The organism is Mesorhizobium sp. CNPSo 4688, from assembly GCF_057784295.1.
Genome location: NZ_JBWLUY010000009.1, coordinates 149816 through 162783 on the forward strand (window position 1 = coordinate 149816; position 12968 = coordinate 162783).

Genomic DNA, 12968 nt, shown 5'->3' on the forward strand with positions numbered 1-12968 from the left:
TTCTCCGGAGTGTCATGTGTTGGTTCCCGTCAGGGCTGCATTGAGGCGCAGAAAGGCGAGCGAAGCGGCCGCTGGCGGCATGCCGGCCGCGACAATGTCGCCGATCAGTCGTTCCGCTGTTGCTGCTGTGGCCAGAAAGCCTATCGTTTCCAGGGCGTGGTCTGCGCTTCGCTTCGCGGGCTCGTCGTTTCCCGCAACCTTGGACCGCAGTGTCGACAGCGCCTTGCCAGTTGTCAGGTCGCCCCATTCAAGCCAGCTGGCTTCGGCGCCTTCGACCTGGTTGAGCGCTTCAAGATTTTGCGCGTCATTCAGGATTTGCCTGATCAGGGTACGCTTCCTGCCGCTGTCCAGACGCAACATGAGGTGGAAGACGAATAGCGCCGGCTTGCCACCTTCGGCGACAAGCGTGTCCGCCAACAGCGCCACCGTGGCATCGCTGCCGGACACCGCGACCATACGAACGAGAGACAGATCCGCTTTTTCGTCGACACCGAATTGCCATGCCTCGATGAAATCGGATTCTGTTTTACCGAAGCGCGCGGCAAGGTCGACAAGGTAACAGCTTGCAAACAGGTCGACGCGACGACTTTCCTGCGCCGGCGATTTCAGCTTTGCCGGCGTGTAGGTGGTGCGGCGGCGGATGAAGCCGGATTTGCCTTCCACGATGAAAGCGGCGAGTTCGGCAACGGGATCGTCGGTTCCGCCGTCGCCGGTGCGGCCGTGCTCGCCCAGCCTTGCCAGCAACCGGCCCGCCAGTTCCTGCACCTTGCCGGAACGGTCGGTGGCGAGGCTCTTCAGGAACGGCGCGTCCGCGGCCGAGAGGCCGAAATGCATGAGTTCGATCAGCGCCAGCCGGACTTCAGCCGGTTCCCCCGGCGCTTTGGCTTCGATCAGGGTGCGGGCCGTCGCCGGGTCGCGGCGTCGCATCTCGGCCAGCGCAATCCGCCGCGCCGCGGGATAGAAATCGTCCCAATTCTGCGCTGTCAGCTGCTCCTGCGGGGCAATCTTCAGCCCCTCGACGCTGGCCTGCCAGTCGATCCAGGGGGCATAGATGTCGGGGCTGTTCTGGTCCGATGCCGGCGGCATCCAGTCCATCGGATGCAGCACATAGCCACGGCTGGCGACAAGCGTCGCCACGCGCGCCTTGCGCCGCGCATCGGCGGCATTCTTCAGGGCAGCCCGCAACAGCGGCCGCAGCCGCTCCGGCAGCAGCGGCAGGCCAAGCCTTGGCAGCGGCGGCCGCCGCTTCAGCGTCTTCGGCGCCGCGGGCCGCAAGCCGACATCGAGCGCCTGCGCGGCGATCGCCAGCAACAGCCGCTCGCGCTCGTCCGGGCTTGCACCGGCGGCGATTTCCTTCCATGCGGCCGGCGCCAGATCGAATGTGGTTCCGCCGGTGATCCAGCAGTCGCGCATCGTCGCCAGGCCGGTCAGTTCGAGCTCGTTCATGACAGATCGAGCCTCCCGAAGCCGCTTTGCGCCGCGAGCAGATCGAGTCGCGTGCCGTTCCAAAGCGCTGCCGTGGCCGAAAGGTCGAGACCAAGCACGGTCTGGTCGACGGTTCCGGCGACGGGCAGAGCAATCCCTTGTGGGTCGTGCGCCGCTTGCCACCAGGCGGCGCCGCGCTCATCGAGCAGGATCGCGCCGGCCGGAAGCATCAGCGGGCAGTCGGTGGACCAGGGTGCCGCGTCCTGCTGCGATGCATGTGTCGCGAGCGGATCCTTGATGGTGCCGAGGCCGAAATCCGGCCAGGCGCCGGACGCGACATCGCCCTTGCGTTCCGCCACCAGCGCCCGCAGCGGCTGGCGCGAGGGATAAAACACCAGACGCGCATCGAAGCGGTCGCCAGGCGTGAACGCCGCCGAGCGGCGGCCGGCCGAGGCCGGAAAGAAATCAAGCAGCAGCGCAAATTGCGGCGTCGGGCTTTTGAGATCGAGCAGCCAGGTCGAATGGCTGACGAGGCCGTCGCGGCGGGTTTCGATTTTCTCGCCGATGACTTCCCACTGGCTGTCGACCTGTTTGGCCTCGGGATTGGCCAGCACCTGGTCGCGGGTTTCGGATGCCGACACCAGCCGTTTCAGTTCGGGATCGTCGGGCGCCGAGCGCCAGGCCTTGGCCAGCAACACCAGCTTGCCGAGTTCGCGGATCGCCGCATCCGGCCGTTCCTCGCTGCGCAGCGCCATCAGCCGCGCTGGGATCTCGTCGATGCGCCCGGCAAGCGCGGTCGCCTTCATGTCGACCAGCCGCGCGGCAATCCGGCGGCAGCGCTCGCTGCTGGCATCGGCAAAGGCGGAGAGGCCGAGCCGCAGCTGGTCGGCAATCCATTGGTCGAGTTCGTCCAGTGCTCCCGTCACTGAAGACCGCGTGTCTTCCGCACGCTTGCGCTGCGCCGCCTCACGGCGCTCCGCCGCGGCAGCGTCCTCGATTGCGGTGTCTTCGTCGGGTTGCGAGGCCTCGCCGATGCTCTTGCCGGAGGCCCCGGCGCCCGGCTTCGCAGCCGCCGGCTGGGCTGTCGTCTTCCTACGCCGGCCAAGCCAGTCATTCACCCATTCCGGCGTCGATTCGGCCGCAGTGAAGCTGGCCGGCGCGGTAGCGGCGATCCACATCAGCGCCAGCGTATGCTTGCACGGAAATTTTCGCGACGGGCAGGTGCATTTGTAGCCGTGGTCGCCGGTGTCGACCACGGTGCGGTAGGGATTGGAGCCGGAGCCCTGGCATTCCCCCCAGATCAGCGCTTGCTGCTCGTTCTTCTCCAGCCTCGGCCAGTTCGAGCGTTTGGTCAGCTTCGAGGCGGCGCTCAGCGACGCCTGATCGGGGGCCAGCGCCTCGATGGTTTTCAGGTCGAATTCCAAGCCGCGCCTCTCGTCACCCCAAATCATGCCTGAAATCAGTATAGGGTGCCGTTTGTGAAGGATTGTTGTGGCTGCGGCAAGACGAAGATGGCGCAGATCAATAGAGCGGCGTTGCCATGTGCCGGGGCGTTGGCCATTCCGTCGTGACGCCCGGCTGCACCGGCCGTTCGAGATAGGTCGACAGCACGACATAGCTTCGCGTCGAGGTGACGCCGGGCGTTTCGTAGAGACGCGCCAACAAGCCTTCGAGCGCCCTGGTGTCCTCGGTGCGGACCTTGAGCAGCATGCAGGTGTCGCCGGCTACCGAATGGATTTCCTCGACCTCAGGATATTGGGAAACCGCCATTAGCTCCGGCGTCTTGCCCCAACCCTTGGTGTCGATATGCACGAAGGTAAGCAGCGGCTTCTTCACCGCCTTGGGGTCGATGATCACCGCTGTGCCGCGGATGGCGCCGCTGCGCCGCAGGCGCTTCACCCGCTCATGCGCCGCCGGCGGCGACAGGCAGACGCGTTCGCCAAGTTCGGCGTAACTGATCGTTGCATCCTCGACCAACACGCCTAATATTTTTCGGTCGATCGCGTCGAGCTCGCGGGCGGCTGCCTTGTTCTGCAGAACACCATCTGTTTCTTCATCCATAACGAAATTCCTTATTGTCGCAGAATTTAATTCGGCCACTATGCCGATATGACGAACACACATCAAGCCGCAACGCTCCCAACAACAGCGCCGATACCGGCCCTGGCCTATCTCCTGACCGGCTGCATCGCCGTCATCGGCTCGAACTCGCTGGTTCTTGGCCCCATCGCCCCGGCGGTGGCTGCGTCCTTCGGTACCAGCGTGCCGGCGGTGATGGCCGCGTCGGCCGCCTTCGGTCTCGGCACCTCGGCAAGCGCCTTGTTCCTTGCCCGCTATATCGACGGCGTCGGCGCCCGCCGCATGCTGCAGGGCGCGCTGCTGTTGCTGGCGGTCGGGCTTCTCGCCAGCGCGCTGGCACCGACGGTGATCATGTTGGTCGCGGCCCAGGCCGTTGCCGGTATTGCCGCCGGCGTCGCCATGCCGGCAATCTATGCCAGTGCGGCGGCGATCGCGCCGCCCGGCCGCGAAAGCGGCACCATCGGCGTCGTGCTGACCGGCTGGACGGTCTCCATGGTCGCCGGCGTTTCGCTGTCGGCGGTGCTTGCCGACCTCGTGCACTGGCGCACCGTCTTCGCCGCGGTGGCGGTGCTCTCAGGGCTTGCGCTCGCCGCTCTGTCGATGACCTCGCTCAGCGACGTCAGGAAGAGCGGCCCGGCGCCCACCCCGTTCGAGGCGCTTGCCGTTCCCGGCATTGTGCCGCTGCTCATTGCCTGCACCGCCTTCATGACCGCCTTTTACGGCGTCTACGGCTATCTCGGCGATCATCTGCACCAGGATCTCGGCAAGCCCGTCAGCGCCAACGCGCTCGCCGCACTCGCCTACGGCGCCGGCTTCGGCTCGGCGGCCTTTCTCGATGGCGTCATCGACCGCATCGGCGCGCGACGCGTCATGCCTTTCGCCTATCTGCTGGTCGCCGCCGTGTATGTCGCGATTGCGCTCGCAAGCAGCAATTTCGCGCTGATCCTGGCCATGATCGCCATATGGGGCCTTGCCAATCATTTCGGCCTGAACGTGCTGGTGATGCGTCTCACCGCGCTCGATCCGTCGCGCCGCGGCACCATCATGGGCCTGAACAGCTCGGTGACCTATCTCGCCGTCTTTATCGGCACCACCAGCTTCGGGCCGCTTTATTCGACATTCGGCTTTGCCGCCTGCGCGCTGGTCGCCGCCGTGCTGATGCTGGTTGCAGCCGCGGCGGGGACCTGGCGTTCGCCCATCGGGCCGTAAGCGGCTGCGGCAAAGCTTGCGTTCCTGTCCTGTCCTTCGCTAGAGGTTCGGCTCACCGTGCGAGCCAAGCCAGATGAAGACGACACTTGAGACCACCGCCGAACCCTTGGCCAAAGACCTCACCTTTCTGGCCGAGCGGCTGACGGCGTTCAATGACGGCGATGTCGGCGCCTCCGGCCGCAAAGCGCTCGCCGTCTTCGTGCGCGACGAGGACGGCGCTGTTGTCGCCGGCATTTCAGGCTACACCGCCTGGGGCTGGCTCTACGTGCAATGGCTGTGGGTCGATGAGCGCCTGCGCGGCCGGCATATGGCCGGCGATATGCTGGACGCCGCCGAGCGCGAAGCAGTGGCGCGCGGCTGCCGGAATGCCTGGATCGACACGTTCAATCCCGTTGCGGCCAAAGCTTATGAGCGACAGGGTTACCGGCCGTTCGGCGAACTGCCGGATTTTCCCATCGGCCGCAACCGCATCTTCCTGCAGAAGAGACTGGTGGCCTAGCCCGCCAGCCTGCCGCCTTGCATCGGCTGCGGCGCGCCGGTGGTGCTGGGAAAGCTGATCGGCAAGCCGCGCAGCACGCGCACCGCCAGGAAAGCAAAGCACTCGGCTTCCACTGCATCGCCTTTCCAGCCCAGCGTCTCGGCCTGAACCACCTCGACGCCGGCACGGCTAGCCAGCATCGCCATCATCGTCGGGTTGTGGCGGCCGCCGCCGCTGACAGCCAGCCGCTTCGGCCGGCGCGGCAACAGGTCGAGCGCCTTGCCGACGGCCGAGACGGTGAAGGCCGTCAGGGTCGCCGCGCCGTCCTCGGCGCTGAGGCCGTCGGCCATCGCGGCGCCGAAGTCGAAACGGTCGAGCGATTTCGGGTAGGGCTTGGTCAGATACGGATGCTGCAGCAATCTGGCGAGCCGCGCTTCATCCACAGTGCCGGCCGCACCCAATGCGCCATTGCGGTCCATCTCGCCCAGGCCCTTTGCCTTGATGAAATCGTTGAGCGGCGCATTGGCCGGGCCGGTATCGAAGGCGATGATGTTGTCCTTGCCGTCCCACCAGGTGATGTTGCCGACGCCGCCGAGATTGAGAACGGCGGTATCGCCGCTCGGGTCCGCTTCCCTGAGCAACGCTGCGTGATAGGCGGCCGCCAGCGGCGCGCCCTGGCCGCCGGCGCGCACATCGGCCGAGCGGAAGTCGTAGGCGACCTTGGCGCCCAGGATCGAATGCATCAGCTCGCCATCGCCGAGCTGGCGCGTGTCGCCGCGCCGCCCAGGTTGCGGGGCGCGATGCAGCACGGTCTGGCCGTGGAAGCCGACGACGCCGATATCGGCCATGGTCAGGCCATAGCTTTCAACGAGATCTTTCACCGCCGCCGATTGCGCCCGCGTCAGCGCCTCTTCTGCCTCGCGAAAGATTGCCGGCTCCGGCCCGTCGAAATTCCACGCCCTGGCCTGGCGCAGCGTTTCTTCCAGCAAGGTGCGAATGGATTGCGGGTAGGGGGCAAGCGTATAAGTGCCGAAATCGGCGATGCGCTCGCCATCCGTCTTGATCAAGGCCACGTCGATATTGCCGTCAAGCACGGTGCCGGTCATCAGGCCGACGGCCCAGATTGGTTCCATGGTCGCTTTCTCGAATCGCTGTTCTAGCAAGGTGTCGGATGGATCGGTCGGGCAGGCAAGTCTTTTGCCCTTTAGTGATCAAGGCAAGCGTTTCACGATTTTGAATTCCCGCGACGTTTGCGCTGCCCCTCACCTGCCTGTCGGCATCCTCTCCCCGTATAGTGACGGGGAGGGGCGCTTTCGTCGCGACTTTCGCCAATCACCAGCGCTGCAAAAAGGGCGCCGGCGTTGCGGCCAGCTCTTTCTCCCCGTCACTATACGGGGAGAAATGCCCGGCAGGGCAATGAGGGGCGGCGCTGACATCGACCGCCTGTCCGTGACGACTGCTCTGAATCCGTGATGGCTTTGTCTCATATGACAACGGGCTTTTTGCTTCGAGCGGCGAAAATCGAGCAACGCCGTTCTTGTCTCTCGTCGCTCAAGACGCCAGCTATGGGACGAACGACATCGGCATTAGGCCGCGTGTCTGTACGCAGAATCATCAGGGAGAAACCACATGCCATCCGAAGTCGCAGTGATCGCCGGCGCGGGCGCGGGTCTGAGCGCCTCGCTGGCCCGCCTTCTGACCCGGGAAGGCTATCGCGTGGTGCTCGCCGCCCGGAATACGGCCAAACTCGCGGCGCTGGTCGAGGAGACCGGCGCACTGGCGGTCGAGACCGACGTCGCCGATGCGGCCTCCGTCGCCAGCCTGTTCGAGGCCGCCGACAAGCAAGGCCCGCTGGCGCTTGCCGTCTTCAACGCCAGTGGCCGCACGCGCGGTCCGATCGCCGAAATCGATGCCGACGCGGTCAAGCAAGCCCTTTTGGTCGGCGCCTATGGCGGTTTCCTGGTCGGCCAGCAGGCGGCGCGGCGGCTGCTCGCGCGCGGCTCGGGCTCGATCCTGTTCACCGGCGCATCCGCCAGCATCAAGGGCTTTGCCAACTCGGCCGCCTTTGCCATGCCGAAATTCGGCCTGCGCGGCCTGGCCCAGTCCATGGCGCGCGAACTCGGTCCGAAAAACATCCATGTCGCGCATTTCGTCATCGACGGCCAGATCGCGGCAGCGGGGCGTACGGCCGAGCGGCCGGATAGCCACCTGTCGCCCGATGCGATCGCCGAGACCTATCTCGCGACCCACCGCCAGCATCGCAGCGCCTGGAGCTTCGAGATCGAGCTGCGGCCCTGGGTCGAGACATTCTGATCAATTAGGCAGGGCCGTTCTCGCGAACGTGAAATCTTTGAGAGAATATTCCCGGCTTCGTGTTTGAGAAGAAATGCGGTTCTTTGATCCGGCACACAGCATTGCCGATGATGTCGTCAAGGCTTGGTATTCCACCAAACCGATATGACTTCAGGATTACGAGGGATCGACAATGTCCGAGCGCGGAAACGCTTCCAATTCTCTTCTTTTGTCAGCACTCAGCCGGCGAGCTGCCCTTGCGGCACTTTTTGCCTCGGCCGTCACACTTGTCGGCCTGGCCCAGCCGACGCCGTCCTTCGCCGAGGACAAGAAGGCGATCAAGGTCGGCATCATCAGCGGCGAAGATGAGGATGTCTGGCGCGTCGTCGTCGCCCAGGCCGCCGAAAAGGGGCTGACCGTCGAGACCGTGGTGTTCAACGATTACACCCAGCCCAACGAGGCGCTCGAGCGCGGCGAGATCGACGCCAACGCCTTCCAGCACCAGCCCTATCTTGACAACCAGATCAAGACTCAAGGCTATCACATCGTACGCGTCGGCTACACCGGCGTCTGGCCGATTGGCCTCTATTCCAAGAAATACACCAAGGTTGCCGACCTGCCGGAAGGCGCCGTCATCGGCCTGCCCAACGACCCGTCCAATGAAGGCCGCGCGCTGCGCGTTCTGCAGAACGAAGGCGTGATCAAGCTGAAGGACGGCACCGGCATTCTGGCCACCACCGCCGACATTGCCGAGAACCCGAAGAAGGTCGTCATCAAGGAGCTCGACGCCGGCATTGTCGGTCGCTCGGTCGAGGATTTGGACGCGGCCGTCGTCAACACCGACTGGGCGCTGAAAAGCGGCCTCGGCCCGGACAACCGCATCGCCCAGGAGCCGGTGGCCGACAACCCGTATCGCAACTTCATCGCCGTCAAATCCGGCAATGAGAACGAGGCCTGGGTGAAGACGCTGGTCGCGTCCTACCAGAACGAGAAGGTCAAGGCCGAATTCGACAAGGTCTACAAGGGCACCGGGATCAGCGCCTATTGATCGGCGCGCCTGGCTTTCAGGAGCAGGCGGCCCGCTGTTGAGCGGGCCGCTGTCGCATTTGCGCACCGTTGAAGCGGACAGTGAGATGAACCAGCACGTTAAGGCCGAAATATCCCATCCGGTCGACATATCGGCCGGGCAGGAGGATGTCGTTCGCCTCGTCGATCTGAAGCGCCGTTTCGGCGCGACACCGGCGCTCGACGGCGTTTCGCTGACGGTGCGCAAGGGCGAGATTCTCGGCATTATCGGCCGCAGCGGCGCCGGCAAGTCCACGCTGATCCGCTGCCTCAACGGGCTGGAACGGCCGGATTCCGGCGATGTCTTCATCGAGGGCCGTGAGATCGGCCGGCTTGGCGAGCGTGAGTTGCAGCCGCTGCGCCGGCGCATCGGCATGATCTTCCAGCATTTCAATCTGCTGTCGGCCAAGACCGTCGAGGACAATGTCGCGCTGCCGCTCAAGATCGAAGGCCGCCCCAAAGCAGAGCGGCTGGCGCGCGCGGCCGAACTGCTCGACCTCGTCGGCCTGTCGGAAAAGGCGAAAGCCTACCCGTCCTCGCTGTCGGGCGGGCAGAAGCAGCGCGTCGGCATTGCCAGGGCGCTGGCCGCGCGGCCGGCGCTGCTGCTGTCGGACGAAGCAACCTCGGCGCTCGATCCGGAGACGACGCGCTCCATCCTGGCGTTGCTGAAAGATATCAACCGGCAGCTCGGCCTGACCATCCTGCTCATCACCCACGAGATGGAGGTGATCCGGTCGATCGCCGACCGTGTCGCGGTGATCGACGCCGGCCGCATTGTCGAACAAGGCCCGGTGTGGTCGGTCTTTGCCGAGCCGCGCTCCGAAATCACCAGGAGCCTACTTGGCGGCATCCGCCCGCAGCTGCCGGCGGAGATTGCCGGCCGGCTTGTTCCGGGTGAGGGCGCCGAACTCATCCTCAGGATCGACGTCGCGGGAGAAGCCGCGCGCGGCCCGCTGCTGTCTGATCTTGCGGTGGCGGTGCCGGGTCCATTCCGCCTCGTTCATGGCGGCATCGACCATGTCCAGCAGCAGCCTGTCGGCACGCTGTTCCTGGCGGTGGCGGGCAACGATGCGCGCCATCTCGCTGACGTAATCGCATTCCTGAAGGCCCGCGACGCGCGGGTGGAGGTGCTTGGCCATGTCGCCGGTTCTGTTTGAACTTCTGTTGCGTTCGATCTGGGAGACGGTCCTGATGACGGCGGCGTCGGGCCTCATCTCGCTGGTCTTCGGCCTGCCGCTCGGCCTGGCATTGATCGCCACCGAACGCGGCGGCATCGCTGAAAACATCTCGGTGAACCGCGCGCTCGGCGCCGTCATCAACGGCTTCCGCTCGGTGCCCTTCATCATCCTTCTGGTGGCGCTGATCCCGGTGACGCGGCTGATCGTCGGCACCTCGATCGGCACCTGGGCGGCCATCGTGCCGCTGTCGATCGCCGCCACGCCCTACTATGCCCGCATCGCCGAAGTGTCGCTGCGCGAAGTCGATCGCGGCCTGATCGAGGCGGCGCGCGCCATGGGCGGCAATCGCTGGACCATCATCCGCGAGGTGCTGGTGCCCGAAGCTTTGCCCGGCATCGTCGCCGGTTTCACGGTGACGCTGGTGACGCTGATCGGCGCCTCGGCCATGGCCGGCGCCATCGGCGCCGGCGGCCTTGGCGATCTCGCCATCCGCTACGGCTACCAGCGTTTCGAGACCAGCGTCATGGTCGCCGTGGTCATCGTGCTGATCATCCTCGTCTGCGGCATCCAGTGGGTCGGTGACCGGCTGGTCGCAAAGCTGGATCGACGCGGATGAGCGGCCGCGAACATTCTTTGCCCGTCGGCTGCAAAAGGCAGCGCCGGCTTTCTTCATTCGCCTCGAGATTGGATTGCGCATTGCTTTGATTGGACCAGCCTGCGTGCCACCGTGAAAGCGGAAACAAGGAGCTTGACCATGCCCAGGATCGTACCCGTGCTCGATCTCAGCCGCCTCGAACAGGGCGCCTCGGAGCATCGAACGTTTCTGTTCGACCTGCGCACGGCCGCGCGCGACGTCGGCTTCTTCTACTTGACCGGCCACGGCATATCGGCTGCTGATACCGCCGAGGTGCTCGACGCCGCGCGCCGGTTCTTCGCTCTGCCGGAAGCCGACAAGCTGGCGATCGAAATGGTCAAGTCCTCGCAGTTCCGCGGCTATACCCGCGCCGGCGGAGAGCTCACCAAAGGCAAGGCCGACTGGCGCGAACAGCTCGACATCGGCGTCGAACGCCCGGCCATCCCGCAAGGCCCCGGCGTGCCCGCCTGGACGCGGTTGCAAGGGCCGAACCAGTGGCCGGCGGCATTGCCCGAGCTGAAGCCGGCGCTGCTGGCGTGGCAGGCCAGGGCCACCGCCGTGGCGATCCGGCTGCTCAGGGCTTTCGCTTTGTCGCTTGACCAGGCCGAGGACGCCTTCGATCCAATCTATCGGGCCGAGCCCAACCACCGCATGAAGATCGTGCGCTACCCCGGCCGCGATGCCACCGGCGACGACCAGGGCGTCGGCGCGCACAAGGATGGCGGTTTCCTGACGCTTTTGCTGCAGGACGAGAACAAGGGGCTGCAGGTCGAATATGACGGCAGCTGGGTCAACGTCGATCCGCTCCCCCATACGCTGGTGGTCAACATCGGCGAACTGCTCGAACTGGCCTCCAACGGCTATCTCCGCGCGACCGTGCATCGCGTGGTGACGCCGCCGGCCGGCGTCGAGCGGATCTCGGTTCCCTTCTTCTTCAGCGCCCGGCTCGACGCTACCATCCCGCTGCTCGACCTGTCCGAGGACCTGGCGGCCGAGGCACGCGGGCCGGCTAGCGATCCCGACAATCCGCTGTTTCGCGATGTCGGCACCAATGTGCTGAAAAGCCGCCTGCGCTCGCATCCCGACGTGGCGCGCCGGCACTATGCCGATCTCCTGGAGACCGGCGCCTCGCCGGCCTGATGACCGCAACCAGAGCAATTCCAGGAAAAGTGTGAGCGGTTCGCCGTTTCCGTGAAATGGTGAAACGCCCTAGGATGAAAATTCCCGTTGTTGTCGGCTTTTAGAAAGCCATTCGTCGCAACCGGCCGCAAATAAGCCCATATAGGAAAAATCGTTCGGCGGTTTCCTCCCATTCCACCGAACGGTGTTCCCCTCTGAAGGTTTTGACCTTCTTTTGGCCGGGCCGTTTTCGAGCCCGGCCATTTTTCCTTGTCCAGCCATCCAGCACCCCGACTCGACGCGCATCATCGGTTCGAGAACGACTCGGTAATCCCTTCATCAGAAATTTAAAACGTTTGCATTTAGCCCAAAGCTAATTACAAACGTTTCAAACAGTTCGTTCGGGAGGAACGTTTGCCACCCCGCGTCACCACGCTGAAGGAGCTAGCGGCGAGCCTCGACCTGTCGATCACGACGGTGTCGCGAGCTCTTGCCGGGCATGAGCAGATCGCGCTGAAGACTCGCGAGCGTGTCGCGCAAGCAGCGCGACAGGCTGGCTACGTCCCCAACACCGCGGCGCGCACGCTTGTCTCCGGCCGCAGCGGCTTCGTCGGCCTGGTGCTGCCGGTCAGAGGCCCGAATCTGGTCGATTCCTTCCTCGGCGAGTTCGTCACCGGGCTTGGCGAAGGGCTGGTGTCGCATGGCGCCGACCTCATCCTCGCCACCGCAGCCCTTGGCCAGTCCGAACTGTCGGTGCTGCGCCATGTCGTCGAATCCGGACGCGCCGACGGCGTCGTCGTCACCCGCATCGCCGAGGTCGACGAACGCCTCGCCTATCTGCGCGAGCGCGGCTTTCCCTTCGTCGCCCACGGCCGGCTGCTTGATGGCGACTTTGCCTACAACTGGCTCGACACAGATGGCGCGCACGCCTTCGGCGAGGCCTTCGACATGCTCTACGATCTCGGCCATCGTCATTTCGGCCTAGTGACGATTTCCGAGCCGATGACCTTCCGGCATCTGCGACAGGACGGTCTTGCCGCCGCCATCGGCCGCCGCGGCGACCCGTCGGTGCGCCTCGACGTGGCGACAGCGCCGCGCTTCGATCGCGGCGCCCGCATCCAGGCGATCAGCCGCATGCTGCAAGGCCCGGAGCGGCCGACCGCTATCATCGCTCTGTTCGACGAACTGGCACTGACGGTGATGGAGGAGGCGGCCCGCGCCGGCCTCAGCGTGCCGCGCGATCTCTCGGTCATCGGCTTCGACAATGTCGTTGCCTCGGCCTATGCGCCGCCCGGCCTCACCACCTTCGACGCCTCGATCCGCCAATGCGCGCGCGAGATCGCCGACATGCTGCTCACGGTCATAGCCGAGCGGCCTGCCGCGCCGCTGACGCGGTTGATCCGGCCGACGCTGGTGCCGCGAGCGAGCCACGGACCTGCACCGCAGACAAGAAGCTGACGCCGCAACGACGGCGCACACATCCAGGGAG

General features: G+C 65.3%; 12 protein-coding genes. 8 read left to right on the plus strand and 4 right to left on the minus strand.

Features of this window, described 5'->3' with window-relative positions:
• Positions 1-12: 12 nt before the first annotated feature.
• The 3 genes from AC04SH_RS18685 to AC04SH_RS18695 form a co-directional block, all read right to left on the minus strand.
• Positions 13-1446, minus strand: coding sequence for a DUF5691 domain-containing protein (locus AC04SH_RS18685; protein WP_488576143.1), 1434 nt, complete (start codon positions 1444-1446; stop codon positions 13-15).
• Positions 1443-2849, minus strand: coding sequence for an SWIM zinc finger family protein (locus AC04SH_RS18690; RefSeq protein ID WP_488576144.1), 1407 nt, complete (start codon positions 2847-2849; stop codon positions 1443-1445). The genes AC04SH_RS18685 and AC04SH_RS18690 overlap by 4 nt, the downstream gene beginning before the upstream one ends.
• A 97-nt stretch (positions 2850-2946) precedes the next feature.
• Complete coding sequence (locus AC04SH_RS18695) at positions 2947-3486, minus strand: Lrp/AsnC family transcriptional regulator (protein WP_477237297.1); 540 nt, start codon at positions 3484-3486, stop codon at positions 2947-2949.
• Positions 3487-3534: 48 nt separating this feature from the next.
• Between AC04SH_RS18695 and AC04SH_RS18700 the strand changes: the two genes are divergently transcribed.
• Positions 3535-4713, plus strand: coding sequence for an MFS transporter (locus tag AC04SH_RS18700; RefSeq protein WP_488576145.1), 1179 nt, complete (start codon positions 3535-3537; stop codon positions 4711-4713).
• A 73-nt stretch (positions 4714-4786) separates the two neighbouring features.
• The gene (locus tag AC04SH_RS18705) at positions 4787-5212 is read left to right on the plus strand and encodes a GNAT family N-acetyltransferase (protein WP_488576146.1); all 426 of its coding nucleotides are present in this window, start codon (positions 4787-4789) and stop codon (positions 5210-5212) included.
• Here AC04SH_RS18705 and AC04SH_RS18710 read toward each other — a convergent pair.
• Complete coding sequence (locus AC04SH_RS18710) at positions 5209-6324, minus strand: anhydro-N-acetylmuramic acid kinase (RefSeq protein ID WP_488576147.1); 1116 nt, start codon at positions 6322-6324, stop codon at positions 5209-5211. The two genes, AC04SH_RS18705 and AC04SH_RS18710, sit on opposite strands and share 4 nt — an antisense overlap.
• A 496-nt stretch (positions 6325-6820) precedes the next feature.
• On the opposite strand from AC04SH_RS18710, the gene AC04SH_RS18715 reads away from it, so the two are divergent.
• The 6 genes from AC04SH_RS18715 to AC04SH_RS18740 all read left to right on the plus strand — a co-directional run bounded on the left by AC04SH_RS18715 (position 6821) and on the right by AC04SH_RS18740 (position 12937).
• Positions 6821-7504, plus strand: coding sequence for an SDR family NAD(P)-dependent oxidoreductase (locus AC04SH_RS18715; RefSeq protein ID WP_488576148.1), 684 nt, complete (start codon positions 6821-6823; stop codon positions 7502-7504).
• Between the two features lie 172 nt (positions 7505-7676).
• Positions 7677-8531: a MetQ/NlpA family lipoprotein gene (locus tag AC04SH_RS18720; RefSeq protein ID WP_488576149.1), complete on the plus strand. Its 855-nt coding sequence runs from the start codon at positions 7677-7679 to the stop codon at positions 8529-8531.
• An 85-nt stretch (positions 8532-8616) separates the two neighbouring features.
• Positions 8617-9705, plus strand: coding sequence for a methionine ABC transporter ATP-binding protein (locus tag AC04SH_RS18725; protein WP_488576150.1), 1089 nt, complete (start codon positions 8617-8619; stop codon positions 9703-9705).
• Positions 9686-10342, plus strand: a complete 657-nt coding sequence (locus tag AC04SH_RS18730; RefSeq protein WP_488576151.1) for a methionine ABC transporter permease — start codon at positions 9686-9688, stop codon at positions 10340-10342. The genes AC04SH_RS18725 and AC04SH_RS18730 overlap by 20 nt, the downstream gene beginning before the upstream one ends.
• A gap of 138 nt (positions 10343-10480) precedes the next feature.
• Positions 10481-11500 (plus strand): isopenicillin N synthase family dioxygenase, encoded by a 1020-nt coding sequence (locus tag AC04SH_RS18735; protein WP_477237282.1) that lies wholly within the window; start codon positions 10481-10483, stop codon positions 11498-11500.
• Between the two features lie 393 nt (positions 11501-11893).
• Positions 11894-12937 (plus strand): substrate-binding domain-containing protein, encoded by a 1044-nt coding sequence (locus tag AC04SH_RS18740; protein ID WP_477237280.1) that lies wholly within the window; start codon positions 11894-11896, stop codon positions 12935-12937.
• The last annotated feature ends 31 nt before the right edge of the window (positions 12938-12968 follow it).